19 protein-coding genes and 1 riboswitch are annotated in these 20,076 nt (G+C 68.0%); of the genes, 11 read left to right on the top strand and 8 right to left on the bottom strand.

The features are described from left to right. Window positions 1-55: 55 nt before the first annotated feature. A riboswitch (glycine riboswitch) is annotated at window positions 56-160 on the top strand. A 241-nt stretch (window positions 161-401) separates the two neighbouring features. Then, on the top strand, window positions 402-3,299 hold the full coding sequence (gcvP, locus tag P3T29_RS28505) for an aminomethyl-transferring glycine dehydrogenase (protein WP_280719548.1): 2,898 nt from the start codon (window positions 402-404) through the stop codon (window positions 3,297-3,299). A gap of 125 nt (window positions 3,300-3,424) precedes the next feature. On the opposite strand, the gene P3T29_RS28500 is transcribed toward gcvP, so the two are convergent. Both P3T29_RS28500 and P3T29_RS28495 read right to left on the bottom strand, forming a co-directional pair. Then, the gene (locus P3T29_RS28500; RefSeq protein ID WP_280719547.1) at window positions 3,425-3,616 is read right to left on the bottom strand and encodes a DUF5999 family protein; all 192 of its coding nucleotides are present in this window, start codon (window positions 3,614-3,616) and stop codon (window positions 3,425-3,427) included. 317 nt (window positions 3,617-3,933) lie between these two features. Beyond that, window positions 3,934-4,539, bottom strand: coding sequence for a hypothetical protein (locus tag P3T29_RS28495; RefSeq protein WP_280719546.1), 606 nt, complete (start codon window positions 4,537-4,539; stop codon window positions 3,934-3,936). Window positions 4,540-4,890: 351 nt separating this feature from the next. Here P3T29_RS28495 and P3T29_RS28490 point away from each other — a divergent pair, with 351 nt between their 5' ends. Both P3T29_RS28490 and P3T29_RS28485 read left to right on the top strand, forming a co-directional pair. Next, the gene (locus tag P3T29_RS28490) at window positions 4,891-6,390 is read left to right on the top strand and encodes a glutamate-cysteine ligase family protein (RefSeq protein ID WP_280719545.1); all 1,500 of its coding nucleotides are present in this window, start codon (window positions 4,891-4,893) and stop codon (window positions 6,388-6,390) included. A gap of 105 nt (window positions 6,391-6,495) precedes the next feature. Further along, the gene (locus P3T29_RS28485; RefSeq protein ID WP_280719544.1) at window positions 6,496-7,284 is read left to right on the top strand and encodes a type II CAAX endopeptidase family protein; all 789 of its coding nucleotides are present in this window, start codon (window positions 6,496-6,498) and stop codon (window positions 7,282-7,284) included. Here P3T29_RS28485 and P3T29_RS28480 read toward each other — a convergent pair. Beyond that, complete coding sequence (locus P3T29_RS28480) at window positions 7,262-8,101, bottom strand: PhzF family phenazine biosynthesis protein (protein WP_280719543.1); 840 nt, start codon at window positions 8,099-8,101, stop codon at window positions 7,262-7,264. The two genes, P3T29_RS28485 and P3T29_RS28480, sit on opposite strands and share 23 nt — an antisense overlap. Here P3T29_RS28480 and P3T29_RS28475 point away from each other — a divergent pair. The 6 genes from P3T29_RS28475 (at window position 8,100) to P3T29_RS28450 (ending at window position 15,254) form a co-directional block, all read left to right on the top strand. Beyond that, window positions 8,100-8,303, top strand: coding sequence for a hypothetical protein (locus tag P3T29_RS28475; protein ID WP_280719542.1), 204 nt, complete (start codon window positions 8,100-8,102; stop codon window positions 8,301-8,303). The genes P3T29_RS28480 and P3T29_RS28475 overlap by 2 nt on opposite strands. A gap of 6 nt (window positions 8,304-8,309) precedes the next feature. Next, a complete protein-coding gene (locus P3T29_RS28470; RefSeq protein ID WP_280719541.1) occupies window positions 8,310-9,791 on the top strand; it encodes a recombinase family protein in 1,482 nt (493 codons plus the stop codon). Between the two features lie 341 nt (window positions 9,792-10,132). Further along, entirely contained in the window at window positions 10,133-10,366 is a 234-nt protein-coding gene (locus tag P3T29_RS28465) for a hypothetical protein (protein ID WP_280719540.1), read from the top strand. Continuing rightward, window positions 10,363-11,784, top strand: a complete 1,422-nt coding sequence (locus P3T29_RS28460; protein ID WP_280719539.1) for a phage/plasmid primase, P4 family — start codon at window positions 10,363-10,365, stop codon at window positions 11,782-11,784. The genes P3T29_RS28465 and P3T29_RS28460 overlap by 4 nt, the downstream gene beginning before the upstream one ends. A 1,587-nt stretch (window positions 11,785-13,371) precedes the next feature. Beyond that, a complete protein-coding gene (locus P3T29_RS28455) occupies window positions 13,372-14,628 on the top strand; it encodes a phage major capsid protein (RefSeq protein WP_280719538.1) in 1,257 nt (418 codons plus the stop codon). A gap of 368 nt (window positions 14,629-14,996) precedes the next feature. Next, on the top strand, window positions 14,997-15,254 hold the full coding sequence (locus tag P3T29_RS28450; protein ID WP_280719537.1) for a hypothetical protein: 258 nt from the start codon (window positions 14,997-14,999) through the stop codon (window positions 15,252-15,254). A gap of 11 nt (window positions 15,255-15,265) precedes the next feature. On the opposite strand, the gene P3T29_RS28445 is transcribed toward P3T29_RS28450, so the two are convergent. Both P3T29_RS28445 and P3T29_RS28440 read right to left on the bottom strand, forming a co-directional pair. Continuing rightward, entirely contained in the window at window positions 15,266-15,598 is a 333-nt protein-coding gene (locus P3T29_RS28445; protein ID WP_280719536.1) for a DUF296 domain-containing protein, read from the bottom strand. Continuing rightward, window positions 15,585-16,367 (bottom strand): helix-turn-helix transcriptional regulator, encoded by a 783-nt coding sequence (locus P3T29_RS28440; protein ID WP_280719535.1) that lies wholly within the window; start codon window positions 16,365-16,367, stop codon window positions 15,585-15,587. Before P3T29_RS28440 ends, P3T29_RS28445 begins: the two co-directional genes overlap by 14 nt. Window positions 16,368-16,449: 82 nt before the next feature. On the opposite strand from P3T29_RS28440, the gene P3T29_RS28435 reads away from it, so the two are divergent. After that, a complete protein-coding gene (locus tag P3T29_RS28435) occupies window positions 16,450-16,830 on the top strand; it encodes a hypothetical protein (protein WP_280719534.1) in 381 nt (126 codons plus the stop codon). A gap of 119 nt (window positions 16,831-16,949) precedes the next feature. Next, entirely contained in the window at window positions 16,950-17,375 is a 426-nt protein-coding gene (locus P3T29_RS28430; protein ID WP_280719533.1) for a hypothetical protein, read from the top strand. A gap of 141 nt (window positions 17,376-17,516) precedes the next feature. Here the strand turns inward: P3T29_RS28430 and P3T29_RS28425 are convergent, their stop codons facing one another. The 3 genes from P3T29_RS28425 to P3T29_RS28415 form a co-directional block, all read right to left on the bottom strand. Next, entirely contained in the window at window positions 17,517-18,767 is a 1,251-nt protein-coding gene (locus P3T29_RS28425; RefSeq protein WP_280719532.1) for an MFS transporter, read from the bottom strand. A gap of 59 nt (window positions 18,768-18,826) precedes the next feature. Next, a complete protein-coding gene (locus tag P3T29_RS28420) occupies window positions 18,827-19,519 on the bottom strand; it encodes a dienelactone hydrolase family protein (protein ID WP_280719531.1) in 693 nt (230 codons plus the stop codon). A gap of 317 nt (window positions 19,520-19,836) precedes the next feature. Further along, entirely contained in the window at window positions 19,837-19,965 is a 129-nt protein-coding gene (locus tag P3T29_RS28415) for a hypothetical protein (protein ID WP_280719530.1), read from the bottom strand. Window positions 19,966-20,076: the final 111 nt, after the last annotated feature.

The following is a 20,076-nucleotide window of genomic DNA, read 5'->3' as shown; positions in this document are numbered from 1 at the left end:
CCGTGACAGCGCCCGTGATCCGGAGGGTTTGCGCTGGTACCCTGGGCGCGACCGCCGAGCCCGCGCGGGAGAGTCCCCACCCCGCGAGAACAAGGGGCAGGGGCGCCGAAGGAGCAACTCCTCCCCGGAATCTCTCAGGCATCCGTACCGTGTGGGATAGGTCACTCTGGAAAGTAGGGCAGGACCGCCGGCGAGGGAGCCGACGGCACCACCTTCACCGACGGTGCAAGCCGACGGGCCGCCCCCGGGCATCCCGTGCGGGCGAAGCTCTCAGGTACCGATGACAGAGGGGGAGGCCTGTCGGGTCCGTACCCGGAGAGCCCCCGCTGTCCCCACAGCGGCCAAGGGCCCATCCGGCGTGCGTACCCCCGCCGGTCCGTGACCAGGAGGCCTCGACCCCCATGAACGCCCAGCCGACCACCGGTCGCCACAGCGACGCGACGCTCACCGAGCTTGAGCAGGCCAGCCCCTTCGAGACCCGCCACATCGGCCCGGACGCGGCCGCGCAGGACAAGATGCTTGCCCATGTCGGCTACGGCTCGCTGGACGAGCTGTCCGCCGTCGCCGTACCCGAGGCGATCCGCAGCATCACCGCGCTCGCCCTCCCGGACGGCCGCAGCGAGGCCCAGGTGCTCGCCGAGCTGCGGGAGCTGGCCTCCCGCAACCAGGTGCTGCAGCCGATGATCGGCCTCGGCTACTACGGCACGTTCACCCCGCCGGTGATCCTGCGCAACGTGCTGGAGAACCCGGCCTGGTACACCGCCTACACCCCGTACCAGCCGGAGATCTCGCAGGGCCGCCTCGAGGCTCTGATCAACTTCCAGACCCTGGTCTCCGACCTGACCGGCCTGGCCACCTCCGGCTCCTCCCTGCTGGACGAGGGCACCGCCGCCGCCGAGGCGATGGCGCTGGCCCGCCGCGTCGGCAAGGTCAAGAACGGCGTCTTCCTGGTCGACGCCGACACGCTGCCGCAGACCGTGGCCGTGATCCGGACCCGCGCCGAGCCGACCGGTGTCGAGGTGGTCGTCGCCGACCTCTCCGCCGGCATCCCGGCCGAGATCGCCGAGCGCGGCGTCTTCGGTGTGCTGCTCCAGTACCCGGGCGCCTCCGGCGCGGTCCGCGACCTGGCCCCCGTCATAGACCAGGCGCACGGCCTGGGCGCGATCGTCGCCGTCGCCGCCGACCTGCTGGCCCTCACCCTGCTCAAGTCGCCGGGCTCGCTCGGCGCCGACATCGCCTGCGGCACCTCGCAGCGCTTCGGTGTCCCGATGGGCTTCGGCGGCCCGCACGCCGGCTACCTGGCCGTGCGCGCCGAGTACGCCCGCAACCTGCCCGGCCGCCTGGTCGGCGTCTCCGTCGACGCGGACGGCAACCGCGCCTACCGCCTGGCGCTGCAGACCCGTGAGCAGCACATCCGCCGCGAGAAGGCGACCAGCAACATCTGTACCGCTCAGGTGCTGCTGGCCGTGATGGCCTCGATGTACGCCGTCTACCACGGCCCCGACGGCCTGGCCGATATCGCCCGCCGTACCCACCGCTACGCCGCCGCCCTCGCGGTCGGCCTGCGTGCCGGGGGCGTCGAGCTGCTGCACGGCGAGTTCTTCGACACCGTCACCGCCCGCGTCCCGGGCCGGGCCGCGGACGTTGCCGCCGCCGCGCGCGAGAACGGGATCAACGTCTTCCAGGACGGCGAGGACCTGATCTCGGTCTCCTGCGACGAGACCACCACCCGCGAGCACCTGGCCGGCGTCTGGTCCGCGTTCGGCGTCATCGGCGCCGAGGTGGCCGAGACCGCCGACACGCTGCCCGCCGCGCTGCTCCGCACGGACGAGTACCTGACCCACCCGGTCTTCCACAGCCACCGCTCCGAGACCGCCATGCTGCGCTACCTGCGCCGCCTGTCGGACCGGGACTACGCGCTGGACCGGGGCATGATCCCGCTGGGCTCCTGCACCATGAAGCTCAACGCGACCACCGAGATGGAGCCGGTCACCTGGCCCGAGTTCGGCCAGCTGCACCCGTTCGCGCCGATCGACCAGGCGCAGGGCTTCCTCACGCTGATCCGCCAGCTGGAGCAGCAGCTCGTCGAGGTCACAGGCTACGACGCGGTGTCCATCCAGCCGAACGCCGGTTCGCAGGGCGAGCTGGCCGGTCTGCTGGCCGTCCGCGCCTTCCACCGCTCCAACGGCGACACCCAGCGTGACGTCTGCCTGATCCCGGCGTCCGCGCACGGCACCAACGCGGCCTCCGCCGTGATGGCCGGCATGCGGGTCGTCGTGGTCAAGACCCTGACCGACGGTGACGTCGACGTCGAGGACCTGCAGGCCAAGATCGACCAGCACCGCGACCAGCTCGCCGTGCTGATGGTCACCTACCCGTCCACCCACGGCGTGTTCGAGACCCAGATCACCGACATCTGCGCGGCCGTCCACGAGGCCGGCGGCCAGGTGTACGTCGACGGTGCCAACCTGAACGCCCTGGTCGGCCTGGCCAAGCCGGGCAAGTTCGGCGCGGACGTCTCGCACCTGAACCTGCACAAGACCTTCTGCATCCCGCACGGCGGCGGCGGCCCCGGCGTCGGCCCGGTCGCGGTGCGCTCGCACCTCGCGCCGTACCTGCCGAACCACCCGCTGCAGAGCGAGGCCGGCCCGGCCACCGGTGTCGGCCCGATCTCGGCGGCGCCGTGGGGCTCGGCGGCCATCCTGCCGATCTCCTGGGCGTACGTCCGCCTGATGGGCGGCGAGGGCCTGCGCCGCGCGACCCAGGTCGCGGTGCTGAACGCCAACTACATCGCCAAGCGCCTCGCCCCGCACTTCCCGGTGCTCTACACCGGCCCCGGCGGGCTGGTCGCGCACGAGTGCATCATCGACCTGCGCCCGCTCACCAAGGAGACGGGGGTGACCGTGGACGACATCGCCAAGCGCCTGATCGACTACGGCTTCCACGCCCCGACCATGTCCTTCCCGGTGGCCGGCACGCTGATGATCGAGCCGACCGAGTCCGAGGACCTGTACGAGATCGACCGGTTCTGCGCCGCGATGATCGAGATCCGCGCGGAGATCGAGAAGGTCGGCTCCGGCGAGTGGGCGGCGGACGACAACCCGCTGCGCAACGCCCCGCACACCGCCGCGACCATGGCCGGTGAGTGGGAGCACGGCTACTCGCGCCAGGAGGCCGTCTTCCCGGCCGGCGTCAACCCGGCGGACAAGTACTGGCCGCCGGTGAGCCGGATCGACGGCGCGTACGGCGACCGCAACCTGGTCTGCTCCTGCCCGCCGCTGGACGACTACGGCGTCTGAGCGGTAGGCGTCTGATCTGTGGGCGTCTGACCTGCGGGTATGCCGACGGCCCCGGCGGAGAGTGACTCTCCGCCGGGGCCGTCGGTCTGTCCGGACCCCCGTGGTCCCGGCCCGTGTTCGCTGCCTCAGCCGATCAGGACCAGCGGACGGCGCGGGGCGATCACCCGGCCGTCGGGCAGCAGCTCACCGGTGTCCTCGAAGAGCAGGACGCCGTTGCAGAGCAGGCTCCACCCCTGTTCGGGGTGGCGCGCCACCGGCACGGCCGCTTCACGGTCGGCCGACTCCGCCGACGGGCACTCAGGACGGTGCTGGCACATAGCTCGTACCCTCGCTTCGCTTACGGTCCCGGCCCGCCCCACGGACGCCCCTTGCGCCCGCCATACTGGTCGGAGCCTCCCCGCCGGTTCGGGTGTGAACCGGCGCTTCAGCGGGTAGGGCTACCGGCCCTCGCCGCTGACTCCCAGTGTCTGCCTCCTGGGAGCGCCGCGCAGCGATTTGGTGATTTGCGCCACAAGTCGGGGCCTGTGATCACCCATTGGGATGGCTGATCACGGGTGCGGGGTGGTCCGGACGGGTCAGTGCCGTCCGGCTGACTCCGGTCAGCGGGACTGGTCCGTCCGGGTGAAAGGGAGGCTCAGGAGATGTTGAGCGCCAGCGGCGCCGGGGCGTGGGTGCGCTCCAGCAGGGCCAGCAGGTCGGCGGCCGGGTAGACCCGGTGGGCCGTGATGCCGAGCGGGGCCGGTGCCAGCGGGATCAGCAGGTCGGTCGCCGGGCCCACCTCGGGGTGGTGGAGCCAGAGCGCGGTGGCGTAGTGGTGGGGCATCGACAGCAGCCTCGGCAGGTGCCGCGTGCGCGAGGCCTGGGCCAGCTGCCACGCCTGCCGCAGGGCGCGGACGGTCGAGTCCAGGTACGGGCCGGCGGTGAAGTGCGAGAACGCGTAGCCGCCCGGCGTCTCGATCACCTCGGCCGCCGCCGTGATCTCGGCCGATCCCTGATCCGTCGAGCCCTGCTTGGCCGAGCTCTGTTTGATCAGGAAGCGCCAGCCGGTGCGCGGCGCCGTGGAGAGCTCGGCACCCGGACCCTCCAGCACATGGACCGCGAGCGGATGCGCCGGCAGCAGCGGGCCCGCTGCGCCGCGCAGGGCGGAGGCGGCGGGCGGGCGTAGCGCGGTCTCGGAGTCGAGTGCCGCGAGGACCGCGCGCAGCGCGGCGGGCGGGGGCTGGGGTGTCTGCAGAGTCATGGCGGGGCGCCTCTCCGTGCTAGATCGGCGTGCGAGTGCGGCATACCGGCGTGGCATTGGCGTGACGGGACCTGGCCGTGTCCGGTTGGGCATGATCGCGGTGCGGGCGGGGTCCTGCCGTCGACGAGCGGACTCGGAGCGGCATGGAACCGGGCTTGAGCGCAGTGCGAATTCTACTCGAACAGGTGCGCAGGGTGACCTTCATATCACGTTCGGTGGCGACGGGCAAGTCGATGATTCTGCTGACTGATCGTCAGATCTGTTGTGTCGCCAACCCGTTCGAGCGGCTGGGCTATCGATCTTCCGGCTGGGCATGATGCAGTAACCGTCGACCTAGGTGAAGGGGCACCCATGGGCGAGAAGGTCGTGGCGACGCGTGCCGAACTCTCCGACCGGCAGCTGTACCGCCGGAAGCTCCAGTCCTGTCAGGACGCGTTGGAACGGATGCTGCGAGAGGGGCGGTTCGACCGCCCCAGGGCCATGATGGGCCTGGAGATCGAGCTGAACCTCGCCGACGAACAGGGCCTGCCGCTGATGAGCAACGAGCAGGTGCTCGGCGCGATCGCCTCCAGCGACTTCCAGACCGAGCTGGGCCGGTTCAACATCGAGGTGAACATCGCACCGCACCGGCTCTCCGGCCATGTGCTGGAGGAACTCCGCGAGGAGATCGACACCGGTTTGCGCTACGCCGACCGGCAGGCCGCCGAGGTCGGCGCCAGAATCGTGATGGTCGGGATCCTGCCGACGCTCGACCTGGACCACACCGGCGTCGAGAGCATGTCCCGCAACGACCGGTACACGCTGCTCAGCGACCAGATCCTGGCCGCGCGCGGCGAGGACATCGCGCTCGACATCGAGGGGGTGGAACGGCTGGCGGTCGAGTCGGTCTCGATGGTCGCCGAGGCCGCCGCCACCTCGCTCCAACTGCACCTGCAGGTCACCCCGGACCGGTTCGCGTCGGTCTGGAACGCGGCCCAGGCGATCTCCTCCGTTCAGGTGGCGCTCGGCGCGAACTCACCGTTCCTGTTCGGCCGGGAACTCTGGCGCGAGACGCGCCCAGTACTCTTCCAGCAGGCCTGCGACACCCGTTCGGCGGAGCTCAAGACCCAGGGCGTGCGCCCGATCACCTGGTTCGGCGAGCGCTGGGTGGACAGCGCGCTCGACCTGTTCGCCGAGAACCTGCGGTACTTCCCCGCCCTGCTGCCGATCTGCGATGACGAGGACCCGGTCAAGGTGCTGGCCTCCGGCGGCGTACCGAAGCTCGCGGAGATGCGGCTGCACAACGGCACCATCTACCGCTGGAACCGGCCGGTCTACGACATCGCCGGCGGCGTCCCGCACCTGAGGGTGGAGAACCGCTGCCTGCCCGCCGGGCCGACCGTCGCCGACACGCTGGCCAACGCCGCGTTCTACTACGGGCTGGTCCGGGTGCTCGCCGAGCAGCCCAGGCCGGTCTGGACCAGGCTCGGCTTCGCACAGGCCGACGAGAACTTCCACAGCGGTGCCCGGTACGGCATCGAGAGCGTGCTCCAGTGGCCCAAGCACGGCCGGGGGGCGCGCGGCACCGCCGCCGTCCCGGTGACGGACCTGGTACTGAACGAGCTGCTCCCGCTCGCGTACCAGGGCCTGGACGAGTGGGGCATCGAGCCGGGGGACCGGGACCGCTACCTCGGCATCATCGAGCAGCGCTGCGTGCGGCGGACCAACGGCGCGGCCTGGCAGGCCGCCGTCGTGCACCGGCTCCGCGAGCAGTACGGCATGGACCGGGCGGCGTCCATCGCGACCATGACCCGGCGGTACATGGAGCACATGCGGACCGGCGAGCCGGTGCACACCTGGCCGGTGGGGTGACGGCTCCAGTGTGGGGTGAGAGCTCTGGCTCATCTCGGTATGTAAGGATGATCGGCCCGGCGGTAGGTCCGTTCGCCGGCCCGTGCCGCGCGTGCTGGAGACCTGGTGACCACCGTTTCGACCGAGCCCGAGACCGCTGCGCCGTCCCGTCGGCTACTCGGCGTGGAGTTGCTGATCGTGCTCGGGCTCTCGCTCGGCGCCAGCGGCGTCAGCGCCCTGATCAGCTTCGCCGGGTCGATCACCGCGCCGCTCGCGCTCGGCAAGCAGGTCGCCACCCTGAACGCCTCGGCGGCACCCGGCCGGCCCTGGCTCGACCTGGCCTGGCAGACCTACTACATTCTGCGCGGCCTGATGCCGGTGGTGCTGGTCGGCTACCTGCTGGTCCGAGAGGGCACCTCACTGCGGGTGCTCGGCTTCGACCTCCGCCGCAAGCTCGGTGACTTCGGGCGGGGCGCGGCCGTCGCCGCCGCGATCGGCGGCTCCGGCCTGGCCCTCTACCTCGGTGCGCAGGCGTTCGGCGTCAACCTGACCGTCGCGCCGTCAGGTCTGCCGGACGTCTGGTGGCGGATCCCTGTACTGATCGCCTCTGCCTGGCAGAACGCGATCCTCGAAGAGGTGATCGTCCTCGGCTACCTGGTCCGGCGGCTCGGGCAGGTCGGCTGGAGTTGGCCGGCCGTCCTCGTCACCAGTTCGGTGCTGCGCGGCTCGTACCACCTGTACCAGGGCGTCGGCGGGCTGGTCGGCAACATGGTGATGGGCGCCGTCTTCTGCCTGCTGTACCGCCGTTGGGGGCGGGTGATGCCGCTGGTGGTCGCTCACGCGCTGATCGACACCGTCGCCTTCGTCGGGTACGCGCTGCTCGCCGGGCACGTCAGCTGGCTGCCGACGGGCTGAGCGATCCCTCCAGTACCGTCACCGCGCTGCCGGAGAGCAGGACCCGCTCGCCCGTCACCTCGCAGACCACCAGGCCGCCGCGTGCCGACGCCTGGTAGCCCGTCAGCCGGGTGGTGCCGAGGAGCTTCCCCCAGTAGGGGGCGAGCGCGGTGTGGGCGCTGCCCGTGACCGGGTCCTCTGGGATGCCGGAGGCTGGGCCGAAGAAGCGGGAGACGAACTGGTACCCGGCCGACGGGTCGTCGGCGGGGGCTGTGACGATCACGCCCCGGGTGGGCAGTTCGGCGACCGCCGCGAGGTTCGGGGCGAGCGTGCGGACGGACTTCTCGTCCGGGAGCAGCGCCATCAGGTCGGCCAGTGCCCCGGTGTCGAAGGTCTCGGACACCGGGCAGCCGAGGGCCTCTGCCAGGCCGGGCGGGGTCGGGACGGGGTGGTGCGGGTTGGCGGGGAAGTCCAGCGTGATGCTGCCGTCCGGTTCGGGCCGGGCGAGCAGGACACCGCTGCGGGTCGCGAGACGTACCCAGCCCTCGCCGAGCAGCTCGTCCGAGCGCAGCGCGTGCACGGTGGCGAGGGTCGCGTGCCCGCAGAGGTTGACCTCGGTGGCGGGGGTGAACCAGCGCAGACCCCAGTCCGCCTCGCCTCCAGTCGGGAGCGGGCGGACGAAGGCGGTCTCCGAGAGGTTCAGCTCGGCGGCGACGCGCTGCATCCAGGCCGGGTCGGGCCAGTCGGGGCCGTCCAGTACACAGACGGCGGCGGGGTTCCCGGCGAACGGTTTGGTGTGCCGAAGGAGCACACTGGGGGGTGAGGAGGTGGCCACCATGAGCACTGTCGAGATCGAGATCGAGGTCACCGAGCAGGACATCGAGGCGGGGAAGCTGGTCGGAGCGACCGGCGTCGAGGTAATGGAGGCGGCCATCCATTCCTGCCTTGACCGGCAGGGCGTGCCGCGTGAGGGCCGAATGGTGCACGTCACCCGGGAAACCATCGAGGTCGAGCTTCCGGCCGGATGGAAGGTCGCGTGAGCCGCCATGAACGTCATCTACTGCCGTCTGTCGTCCGACCGCACCGGGGCCCGTGTGGGCGTGGACACCCAGGAGAAGAACCTCCGCAGGCTCGCCGCGAAGGACGGCCTGTCCATCGACGAGGTGATCGCCGACGACGACCTGTCCGCGTACCGGCCGGGCCGCAAGGACCGTCCGGGGTACCTCCGGCTGCTCAGCCTGCTGAAGGCCGGGAAGGTCAAGCACCTGCTAGTGGTGCACCCGGACCGGCTGCACCGTGATCCGGCGGAGCTGGAGAGCTTCCTGCCACTCGCGCCGCGCCTTAGGGTGCACACGACGATGGCGGCGCCGGTCTACGACCTCGCCACGTCGTGGGGTAAACACGCGCTGCGGGCGGCGACCAACGACGCGAACCTGGAGACCGCGCACAAGGGCGACCGGGTCGGAGATGCACGCGAGCGGCAGGCCGAGGAGGGCGTCTTCGGCGGTGGCGGTCGCAGGCCGTACGGCTACGGTGTCGAGGTGATGGAACGCCGCACCTGGGACCGGGAGGCGGGCGAGTACCGGATGCTGCCAGTCGCGGTGCCGTACCTCGACATGGCCCGGTCCCGGCCCGACGAAGCGGCGCTGATCCAGTCGTGGGCCCGCCAGTTGCTGTCCGGTGTGAGTATGTGTCAGATCGTGGCTGACCTGAACAGGCGCGGCGTGCCGACCTCTACCGGCAACGGCAGGTGGACCGCTCGGACCGTCCAGCAGATCATCACGAACCCCCGGATCAGCGGCCACTCGACGCGCCATGGCGAGATCGTCAAGGCGGGCGCCTACGACGCGATCCTGACGGAGGAACAGCGGCTGGCCCTGAATGACCGGTTCACCGATCCAGCCCATCGCTGCTCGCCACCCGGGAGTGTGCCGCGCTGGCTGGGGAGCGGGATCTACCGGTGCGGCATCTGCGATGACGGCGACACGACGAAGGTCCGTCGGTGTAACGGAAGACCCGTCTACCACCACGGCGGGCACTGCGTGCGGTCGGCCGCCGAGGTCGACGGCTTTGTCACGTCGGTGCTGGTGGCGCGGATGGCACGGGCCGACATCGCGGAGTTCCTGACGCCCGATCGGCCCGGCGTGGACACAGCCTCGCTGCGGGACGAGAAACTCACGTTGCTCGCCCGGCGCGATGCCCTCGGAGTCGCCTTCGCGAAGGGCGAGATCACCAGTACCCGGCAGCTCGCTGCTGGCACGGGCTACATCGACGCCAGGATTACGGCGATAGATGCTGAGCTGGCGGCGACCGCTGCGGTCTCGCCGCTCGACGGTGTCGCCGACAGCGGTGATGTCGCTGCGGTCGGGAAGGCGTGGTCCGCTGCGCCGCTCGGACAGCAACGGGAGATCCTGCGACTCCTCGCAACGGTGACGCTCACGGCGCCGCCGCAGGGCCGCTACGGCGTATTCGAGCCGCTGGAAGCCGTCATCATCGAATGGCGCGATGGCGGCGATTCCGATGCGTGAATTGGTCCGCGCCGTATGTCGCGATTGCGGCTCGTCCTGGTCTGCACTGGTCGATACCCCCGATGGTCCGAAATGGATATCCGCACGCGGAAGGCAGCAATGTGCACGGTGCCTGAGCTGGGGAGTCATATCCCCTGAGCCGAATCTCCCGGACCCGAATGACCCGGTCCTGGCCGCGAAGATCACCACGGCTGGCCGCGCCGGGAAACTGCCCTTCCGGCTGGCGATCTGAAGCACTAGGCTGGCAGGAACAGCAAGTAGCTGAGGCTTAGGGCGTTGACTGCGGTCCGCCAGGCGGGGAGTAGTGGCCGACCTCGCGGAGTTCCGTAAGGGAGCCCGCGATGTCGCGAGATCTAGATCCTACCCGTCGTCACTTGATTGCCCTCATTGCCGGTCATTCGTCAGTTGGAAATGAAGCGCAAGCCGATGCGGCACGTGCCGAACTCCGTGCGCACAACCTAGAAGTGCAAATTCAGAAGATGGTTAATTCTGCGCCGCCATTGACCGATGCGCAGAAGTCCCGAATCGCCGTCCTGCTGCTCGCTTCGCCGGAATCAAACGGGGCTGGCTCATGACGACGGCACATGGGTCGGCCGGGCCCCAGCCAGGAGACCCGACCACTGATACTAACCAAACCCAACCAAGGTCGAGTATACCCCTGAACAGGCCGAGTCGATTCTTCAAAAAGGAAATCGGCCTCCTGCTCACCAAGCTCGTCGCGGCCGTCGAAAATGAAGGCCCGATCGCCGTCGATTACACGGGGCACCTGTACGCGTACACCGAAGGCGTCTGGCGGGACAACGGCGAGCGAATTGTCAGCGAACGCGTTTTCCGGCTATTGGGTGATCGCGGACGGCGCACTCATGTCTCAAACGTTCTGGCCAGTCTCAGCTGTCAACCGCCACTGTTCACCGACGAAAACCAGGACACCCAATTCCTGAACCTGCCGAACGGATTACTCGACTGGCGAACAGGAGAACTTAGTCCCCACGACCCGGCCATACCAAGCACGATCAGAATCCCTGTCGAATGGGACCCAGATGCGAAATGCCCGGCCATCGAACAATGGCTCGAAGAGGTATTTCCTAGCGACACCCGGGAGTTCATCGAAGAGGTTATCGGATACACCCTATTCAACGCGAATCCACTGAACAAGGCAGTGCTCTTGAATGGGCCAGGCCGGAACGGAAAAGGAACCTTCCTGAAACTCGTGAAATCCCTCGCAGGCGGGGCAAACATCTCTGCGGTATCGCCGCAAAGTCTTGACGAGAATCGCTTTATGGTCGCCGAACTGCACGGCAAGCTCGCTAATCTGGTCGGCGACGTCGATCCGAGGATCTTCAAAGCAACCGAGAACTTCAAGAAGGTCACCGGGGAAGACCCACTCAATGCTGAACGGAAATACGGCCAACCATTCAAATTCACATGCAGGGCACTGCTGATCGCCGCCTTCAATGCGCTGCCCCGCAGCGCGGACACCACGGAAGGGTTCTTCAGCCGGTGGATCGTGCTGCCCTTTACCGGCTACTTCCCAGCCGGGGTGGCCGACCCGAACCAGCTCGACAAGCTCACCACCCCGTCGGAGCTGCGCGGCCTGCTCGTCCTGGCGGTCCACGGCCTCGTACGCCTGATGGCCCGGAACTGCTTCGACCCACCCCAATCCGTCCGACAGGAGACCGACGACTACCGGCTCATCGCCGACCCCGTTCGGGCCTTCCTCGCCGACGGGCAACTAGCAGGCTGGATACCCCGGACGGCCCTGTACGCGCGTTATGTGGACTGGGCCCAGGTCAACGGCTATCACCAGCTCGCTGCCGCCACCTTCTACGAACGCGCCGACGCTGCCAGCACGGACCCAACCAGCCCCACCATGGCACCGCGAAAGCGGAGAGGGACGCGAGGCTATTGGTTCGGCGATGAGGTAGGCCAGAAGGACGGCGAGGAGTCCAAGTGGTCCCAGTCCGAGTGGTCACCTTCCGCTTTCGGGCAGTGACCCTTCGCGGGGGGCAGGGGGCAGGCGATCCCACCTCTGCCGCGCGCGCACGTGGGGGTAAGGGTGGGAGGTTGCCCCCTCTGCCCCCTCCCAGCATTCGCAGGGGCTGCGAGGGGGCAGGGCTGCCCCCCTAGCCGTCGCAGCTTGGCGGAGCAGCGTCGCGTCGGGTTTCCGCCGACTGGGTTTCGGGCTAGGAAGATCGATGCATAAGTATCCGGAGCGGCGGAGCTTCGAGGCACATAGGGGATTCGGACCATCAGGTGATGGCCTCTCAACTGGGAGCCTCGCCGGCCTTCGGCCCTTCTGACTCATCCTCACCTAAAATGCGCCACATTTCGATAAAATTGGGGAAATTTCGACTTAAGATCGTCGTTTAGAGATTGTCCACGCGGACCCGCCTCGGTGGAGCCCCCGACCTCTACCAGAAAAAAAAACGGACTTACGGTCACCATCCTTTTGCGGCATGGGAGTTGGCACCATGGTGGGTTCAGAACTGACGGAGGGCCACATTAGACATTGTCCATAAAAATGGTCGAGACCAATTTTGAAACGGGTGCAACGCGTACGCGTACGCCGCATTTTATTCTGGGCCCAGGATTTTTGGTGGCATGGATTTTCTGGTCGGCTCGAAGGGGGCCTGATGGTTCGAAAGACTGCCGATTGGTTAAGACCAATCGACCCGTCCTACTTACCATCAGAGCCGATTGCATATTGAGCCATTTTCGACATAACAATGCACGATGGCAATTCTTTGATCTCTTCCATTCTGTTGCACGGTGTGACCAAGGAGGCTCTGACCAGTGGCCTTCCGGCTGAGCCATGGTCGTAGAGAGTGTCCGCCCCCTCCCGACCTGCGACCTTTCCGCCTTCCGGAACTTCTCGCGCCGTGCCCTCTCGCTCTCCGTCCCGGCGGAACTCCCAGCCAGCAGAGAAGACCGGCCCTGGGCGGCAGCTGGCTGGGCATTCAAGCACACCTCGGCCATTCCTTCGGTCGCCCCTGGCCATCCCGGTCCCGAGCCGACGGCCCGGCCGCGTACGGGCTGCCGAGGTCATGGGCGAGGCACCGATAGCCGGTGGCCACGCAAGGGGTCTGCGCTGCCGCCGCGATGCCCTTCCCGGCCCCTGTTCCTGGGCCGCAGTGCTGGACGGCTGAACTGCCGCAGTTGCGGGACGGAAGCGGCGCCGTCCTCGGGGCGGTGCTGTTCGCGGCCTGGGTGTCGGTGTGGCACGGCAGCAGTGCCAGTCGTGCTGGACTGACTACTCGGGGCTTGGCCATGTCACCTTTGCGGCCTCCGTTATTCCGGGCATATAACCAATTCGCCGTTGACATTTCCGAGGATTGGGATTCCGGCATAGGCCCCCCCTGTGGGGAGCTTCCATTCGCGGCTGGACGGGAGTAAGCTGGTTGGTGAAAATTCAATAGGCGCCGTCCCCGGCAGCCATCGCAAGCACCGGAGATGGCGGTACGCGCCCATTCTTCGGGTCCCGTTGTTGATTTCACGGTGACGCCCTGGAAGTCGGAATCGAAGCCGCCGAAGACCTCGCGCACATTATCCGATTTGGAATGTGTGTAGAGGTGTGCGCGAAATGTCTTACGTTCAGAATTTAGTGAAAGACTCCCGGCGGCGTACCTGGGAGAAGGCCAAGATCCTGGCCGACCGGGCAGCCAACGAGAACCGGAATTTTACCGGCGAGGAAAACGCGGAGTTTATTCGATTAAGCGCCGAGCTCGACCAGTTGGACGCGAGGCTCGTTGATCTCGCGAGGCAGGAAAACCGGTCCGCCGAATCGGCGGCGGCGTTTGGGGCATTAGAATCCGGCCGAGTGGTATCAGGGAGCCCCGCTTCCCGACCTGGCTACTACGACCCGAGTCTCGGCGAGCAGCTGCGAGATGCCGTGTTGCGGAAAAATCCGGCGCCGATAGATTTCAGCCTCGCCGGTTCCCGTTCCGGGTATTCGCCCGGCATCGAAAAGCGCGCCACTCTTACCACCTCTGGAAATGTAGGGATTACGTGGGGGGATTCCCTCGTCCAGGAATTAGTCGAACAGAGCTCCGTACTTTCCGCAGGTGCCTTTCTGCTGATGACGGAATCGGGCGAAGAGTATAGAATTCCCCGATCATCCGGATTCTCGACCGCGACCTTAGTTGCGGAGGGCGCGACCATCCCCGAATCCGACCCCGGATTAGGTGCCGCAGCATTACCGGTCTATAAGTTCGGCTTCTTGATTTCAGTGACCACCGAGTTGGCGCAGGACGCTTCATTCGATCTTGTCGGGTATCTGACTTCGCAGGCTGCTATCGCCCTGGCGAATGGTTTCGGCAAATATGCGATTACGGGAACGGGTTCCGGTCAGCCATCTGGCGTCGCCAACGGGATCTCCGTCGGTGTAACGGGTGCTACCGGTTCGGGTGGCAAGCCGTCGGCGGATAACCTTTTCGACTTGCAAACGAGCTTGGCAAGTCCATATTTACGATCTCCGGGCGCCGCTTGGCTTATGGAGACTTCCACCCTTGGCTATATCCGCACATTGAAGGACTCCATGAATAGATACCTCTTCGATATCGAAGTGCTAGAGGGAACCGGTAGCGTAGGAAGCCTCTTAGGTGAGCCCGTCTATCTCGATCCGGGCGTTGATGCCATCGGGCTTGGCAAACAATCGCTGCTCTTTGGCGACTGGTCCCGTTTCTACGTTCGTATTGCTGGTCCGAATATTCGCTTTGAGCGTTCGGACGAGTTCGCTTTCGATCGCGACCTTATCTTCTTCCGCTGCTTGGCTCGTATGGGTTCGGTCTTAGTAGATAACACCGGTGCCATTAAGAGCTTCAAGGGTGGCGCGTCTTGATATTCGCGCTTAAAGACTTCCCGTGTTCAACTGCGCCGAACGTCCCCCTGGGTTCTTCCCCTCCGGTTGCGCGCCCAGGCTTCGAGCGGACTCATCGACTCGGCGCTGGCGTCCGGGAAGACGCCCCAACCAGACGGACGTACCTTCCGTGGGCCGTCTCAAAGGGGGCACAAGTCAGGTGGCCTGACCGGGAGTTCGTGGGCTTCTCCCGCTTGTCCTGCTCCTCTCCGGCCGGGTCGCCTGGCTCAACTGTGGCCCCAGGGCGAGGTTTTCCCCTTCGGTTCCCCTCACCCTGGTGTGGCCGCGCTGCGGGGAATCCGGGGTTCGGTGGCTTGCCGGATTCCCCGTACTGGCCAGGGAGTTAAGCCGTGACGCCTGAGTTAGCGCATGCCTTGGAGCAGATGGAACGTTACGCGGCTGCCGTCGAGAGCGACTTAGCCAACCAGGCTGCTGGTCGGCTGAGCGCGGCAGACAGCGCGAGGATGTGGGCCTTGATCGTCACCGCGTACGCGGCACTTGAAGCTATTCCGGTGGCAGCACTGTCGAACGGCCCGGTTGCCAACCAGAAGAGGACTCGAACGGTGAAGGTGCCGGGCGGCGATGAGGTTGTGCTCGACGGCTGGTGACTGGGTGTGGGTTAGCTGGTCGGCAGTACGTACGCGCGCGCGAACCAGTGGCCGATCTGGGCGCGGTGCAGGTGCCCGGAGACTCCGAGGTCACCGGCCACCGCGAAGGTCCCGTGGACGTGGACGACCCCGCCCACGATCTCACCCGTGCCGTGCAGCTCCGCCGGCTGGTCATAGTCTGTGACAACGTCAGCTGACGCATCGTCTGCTGGCATCGTGGAAACGGTGAATGAGTCAGCCGCGCCGATCAGCGACACGATGGCGCCGTCCGTGACCCCGGCGGCTTTGGCCTGCTCGGTGATGCTCTCGACCAGCTCGGCGTTCTTCACTTCAAACACGTGCACCTGGGGACTCCCATCCGAGATACGGGGACAGATCGCCGAGCAGCCGCGCGGAGCACCACCGTGCCCCGGCGTCGCGCGGGTTGAGCGTTTCGGGTGCCAGTCTGGCGGCCAGGAAGGACGCCCGGGAGCCAGCTGTGCGGGGGTTGGCGACGATGCCCGCAGCAGCGGCCCAGTCGAGCGCACCGACGCGCGAAAGTACCGCCGTGGCGTACAGCCGCTGCGTCTCCGGGTCGTTGGCCAGTACCCGCACCACCGAGGCGGCCTGGTCCTGCCCGGGGACCTTGGCGAGGATGCCAGCGGCGTTCACCCGCAAGAGTGCAGACTCGCCGTCAGTCATCCACCGGGAGAGGTTCCGGGTAGTGCCCTTGTCGGCGAGCGAGGCGATGACGAGGTCTGTTCCGTGGGTGGTCTGCACGGTTGTGAGCGGACCGGCGTCTCCTCCGGCCACGCTCGCGGTCAGGCTGGCGGCGACCTTGCCGTGCGTGGCCACCATGGCGGTAAGGCTCAAAAAGGCTCTACGGTCCACACGCGTGAGCGTAGCCTCGGCCGTGAGTATCTCCGAGGGCACGTCCAGCACTTGGGACAGGTGCCCCAACCAGAACGATCCGGGGATGTTCTTCCCGCGCTCCCACCGCTTGTACTGGTCGGCCGTCGGGGTGCCGTCCATGCGGCCAGCGGAGAGGCTGAGCTGTTCCGCTACCTGAGCTTGCGTCAAGGTCTGGGCTACTCGAAGTTCCCGGAGCAGGTCACCAATCGACATGCCGAACATCTTGCCCCCCTTCGTGCCCCCTTGGTGGCGGAACGCAACCGGTAGACCAGTACCAACCGGACGATTGGTGGGAGCGGGAGCTGTGGACGACGACGAGCAGGTAAGCGTTCTTCAGCGGCACCAAGCGGCGGCGGAAGAGGCCGTGATCCGCCTCAGGTCCGCGCTTGCCCTGCTCGGCATCCCACCCCTGGTGAGTCTTGATCCTGACTGGTCGGCAACCGGCACGCTCGGCGGCGGACACGTCTACTTGGGCGGCTGCGGCGTTTACACCGCCAATATGATCGCGGACGCGCTGATCAATCACGCCAGGTGCATCGGCCGCGTGGTCCCCGGCGACGCAGTGCCGACCGTCCGCGAGGTCGAGGCCGTGCTGCGGGGGGAGCTGCCAAGGGCAGACGACCGGCGCGGTGATCTGCGCGCCGCCGTCCACGAGGCGAACCGGCGGAGCCTGGGACCGCGCTAAGGAGCCAGGGCGAGGGAGAGGATCAAGGTTCATGACGCGACCTCTGGCCAGATTCTGGCCCGGTTGCGGGGCCGTGCCCCCGCCCTCACGGTGAAGGCTAAGGAACAGGAGGTTTGCTGATGAGCCACATGAACCTTGTCGACGACCCTGGTCGCCCGATCCTCGACCTCGACGTCCCCCGTTATCCTGGACAACCGATGCAGGTCTGCCAATTCGTAAAGCAGCTTCAGGCATTCGAAGCGGCATGGCTAAGCGGACCGGCACAGCAGCTCGTGCCGCCGGGGGAGCACTTGAAGGTAGCGACTGCGACCGAAGCCAACAGCATCACGACTTTGGTTTGCGTCTCCGGCAGGGGCGCTGCACCAAGCGTGATCCCCAATCACTATGGCCCGGTGATCCCGCTACCCGGGGTCGATGTGTCACGCCTGAGCGCCACTCTTCAGGCCGCTCCATTCGGCGACCTCGACGGGGTGTACTTCGTCGACGACGACGGCGCAATCCAGGTGCGCGCGGCGCCGCCGGGGGCGGCGGAGGGGCTGGATTGATCAGGTTGCCAGTCCGATTGTCGGGTTCCCGGCGAACGGGCGGTCGGTGAAGGCATCGATGATTCTGATCCGCATACGCCCGACTCTAGGGGTCGCCCGGCAAGCCTCGACAGTGCCAATCACCAACCGGTGGCCCTGAATTCACCCGGCGGTGACGGGCACCTGGGCCGGGGTGGCGGCCCGGGAGAGGTGGCGGACCTCGGGGACGGCCATGGCGAGGGCGGCGAGGACGAGGGTCAGGACGCCGCAGGTCCAGAGTGCGCCGTCGAGGGTCAGGGCGTCGGCGGCGGGGCCGGCCAGGGCGGTGCCGACCGGGGCGAGGGCGAGGGAGCCGAGGGAGTCGTAGGCGGAGACCCGGGAGAACATCTCGACCGGGATCTCCTGCTGGAGGGCGATCATCCAGTTCACCCCGAAGATCGTCACGCCGGCGCCGGAGGCGAACATCGCGGTGACGAGCACCGGCAGCGGTGCGGTGACGGCGAGCGCCAGGGCGGGGCAGGCGAACAGGAAGACGCCGTAGTTGCCGACCAGCAGGATGCGGCGCGGCCGCCAACCCGCCGTCAGCACGCCGCAGACGACCATGCCGATGCCGAAGGCGGCCATCGCCAGCCCCCAGTCCCGGGCGCCGCCGAGGCGCTGTTGGGCGACCACCGGGCCGTACACCGTCTCGACGGCCTCGATGCAGGCCATCAGCACCCCGAACTGGATCACCACCGCCCAGAGCCACTGCCGGGAGGCGAACTCCCGCCAGCCCGCGCGGAGCTCGTGCACCATGCCGAGACCGGCGGGGCCGGCGGGCACGGCCTCGATCCGGAGCAGGACCCGCAGGCCCGCCGCGACGGCGAAGCCGACCGCGTCGATCGCCAGTACCCAGCCGGGGCCGACGGCGGCGACCAGTGCGCCGCCCAGCGCCGCGCCGCCGATCTGGGAGCCGTTCATCGCCATCCGGTAGACCGAGAACGCCTGGACGGCGTGCTCCTGCGGCACGCTCTGCATGAGGACGCCCTGGGCGGCCGGCCCGTAGAACGCCTGCCCAGCGCCGCCGGCGGCGGACAGCAGCAGGAGTTCCCAGAGCTGGACACTGCCGGTGAGCACCAGTACGGCGAGCGCGGCCTGGGAGAGTGCGTTGAACAGGTTGGCGGCGACCATCACGTGGTGGCGCGGCAGCCGGTCGGCGAGCGCGCCGCCGATCAGCAGGAAGAGCACCGTGGGCAGCAGCCGGGCCGCCGTGACGTAGCCGACCTCGGTGGCGCCGCCGCCGGTGCCGAGCACCGCGAAGGCGGTGGCGATCGGCGCCGCCGCGTTACCGAGCCCGCTGACCACCGTCGCGGCGGTCTGGATGCGGTAGTTGCGGCCGGCCCAGGAGAAGCGGCCGGGTTGATGACTGTTCATCGTCGTGACTATGGCCGCCCTACCGGCAGCCTGTCCATCCGATTATCGAACCGGTGGGTTCACCCCAGGTGCCCCCAGAGGAAGCTGAGCGTCCGCTGCCAGGCGATCCGGGCCTGCAGGCCGTCGTACGTGCCGAGCAGGTTCTCGTCGTTCATGAAGGCGTGCCCGGCGGGGTAGAAGTGGATCTCCGGCAGGCGGTCGGTGGCCTCACCGATCAGGGTCGCGGCCTCGTCCACCACCTCCACCGGGAGTGAGCGGTCGCTCTCCGCGAAGTGGCCGAGGACATGGGCCGTCAGACCCCGGTAGTTGTAGCCCGGGACTCTGGGCAGCCCGTAGAAGGGGACCACCGCTGCGACCCGCTCGCCCTCCTGGGCGGCCAGGGCCAGCGCGAACCCGCCGCCCATGCAGAAGCCGACCACGCCCACGGAGTCACCGACCGTCTGCGGGTGGTCGAGCAGGAAGTCCACCGCGCCGCGCAGATCCTGGACGGCGCGCCCCACCGGCAGTTCGCGCGCCAGCCGGGCGGCCTCGGCGCCGTCGTGGGTGGTCGCGCCGCCGTACAGGTCGGGCGCGAGGACGACGAACCCCTCGGCGGCGAATCGTTCCGCCATCTCGGCGATGTGCGAGGTCAGCCCCCACCACTCCTGGATCACCACCAGGCCGGGGCCGACCCCGGAGGGTGGCAGCGCGAGGTAACCGTGCGCCGTGCCGCCGTTGCTGGGGAAGGTGACGTTCTGCCGGGAACCGCTCATGGCCCTCTCCGTCGGGTGAGCCGCCGGGTTTACATCCAGGCTCCGAGCGGCGGACAGCGGACGTGGATACGGCCCGCCGAAGTGGATCGTAAGTGTGCCGTGGCACCCGTGTCCCGCACCGGCGCCACGCCGTTCGAGTGTTCAGCCCGCGTTCAGCCCGTCTCCTCCGGTGAGCGGCCGTTGGTCTCCTTGGTGCAGAGGGCCACGAACGGGATGGAGAGCAGTGCGAAGAACCGTCAGCCACGCTGTGAATTCGCGCGCTGTGCGGCTGACCGGGAACTGTCCCGGATCCTGCCGCCACCCGTCCGGACGTAACGTCAACTCTCTCCCGCAGGAGCCTGCGGGCACTGCCGCAGCGCGTTCCGCCGCAGCAGCTGCGCCCGGGCCTGTGCGTCCAGGATCACCCCGGCTTCCGCGTCCAGCACGAAGTGGGTGGGGACGAGCACCGGGCCGCTGCCCACCGGACCGTTGGCGGCGAGCAGCCCGAAGTCCCGTCCGGCGGCCAGCCGCCCCCAGCCTTCGGCTGGGAGGTGCCCCCATGCGCCACTCTGCCTCGC

It is taken from the genome of Kitasatospora sp. MAP5-34 (assembly GCF_029894335.1).
In the GTDB taxonomy this organism is placed as follows: Bacteria; Actinomycetota; Actinomycetes; order Streptomycetales; family Streptomycetaceae; genus Kitasatospora.
Note: the sequence above shows the minus strand (reverse complement) of the source record. Positions and strands in the feature narration are given on the sequence as shown.

Excerpts from the sequence above, each read along its gene's own strand:
- P3T29_RS28455 (WP_280719538.1), top strand. The coding sequence starts at position 13,372 with ATGTCTTACGTTCAGAATTTAGTGAAAGACTCCCGGCGGCGTACCTGG.
- P3T29_RS28430 (WP_280719533.1), top strand. The coding sequence starts at position 16,950 with ATGAGCCACATGAACCTTGTCGACGACCCTGGTCGCCCGATCCTCGAC.
- P3T29_RS28465 (WP_280719540.1), top strand. The coding sequence starts at position 10,133 with ATGTCGCGAGATCTAGATCCTACCCGTCGTCACTTGATTGCCCTCATT.
- P3T29_RS28440 (WP_280719535.1), bottom strand. The coding sequence starts at position 16,367 with ATGTTCGGCATGTCGATTGGTGACCTGCTCCGGGAACTTCGAGTAGCC.
- P3T29_RS28460 (WP_280719539.1), top strand. The coding sequence starts at position 10,363 with ATGACGACGGCACATGGGTCGGCCGGGCCCCAGCCAGGAGACCCGACC.
- P3T29_RS28480 (WP_280719543.1), bottom strand. The coding sequence starts at position 8,101 with ATGGTGGCCACCTCCTCACCCCCCAGTGTGCTCCTTCGGCACACCAAA.
- gcvP (WP_280719548.1), top strand. The coding sequence starts at position 402 with ATGAACGCCCAGCCGACCACCGGTCGCCACAGCGACGCGACGCTCACC.
- P3T29_RS28495 (WP_280719546.1), bottom strand. The coding sequence starts at position 4,539 with ATGACTCTGCAGACACCCCAGCCCCCGCCCGCCGCGCTGCGCGCGGTC.
- P3T29_RS28470 (WP_280719541.1), top strand. The coding sequence starts at position 8,310 with ATGAACGTCATCTACTGCCGTCTGTCGTCCGACCGCACCGGGGCCCGT.
- P3T29_RS28425 (WP_280719532.1), bottom strand. The coding sequence starts at position 18,767 with ATGAACAGTCATCAACCCGGCCGCTTCTCCTGGGCCGGCCGCAACTAC.
- P3T29_RS28420 (WP_280719531.1), bottom strand. The coding sequence starts at position 19,519 with ATGAGCGGTTCCCGGCAGAACGTCACCTTCCCCAGCAACGGCGGCACG.
- P3T29_RS28475 (WP_280719542.1), top strand. The coding sequence starts at position 8,100 with ATGAGCACTGTCGAGATCGAGATCGAGGTCACCGAGCAGGACATCGAG.
- P3T29_RS28490 (WP_280719545.1), top strand. The coding sequence starts at position 4,891 with ATGGGCGAGAAGGTCGTGGCGACGCGTGCCGAACTCTCCGACCGGCAG.
- P3T29_RS28500 (WP_280719547.1), bottom strand. The coding sequence starts at position 3,616 with ATGTGCCAGCACCGTCCTGAGTGCCCGTCGGCGGAGTCGGCCGACCGT.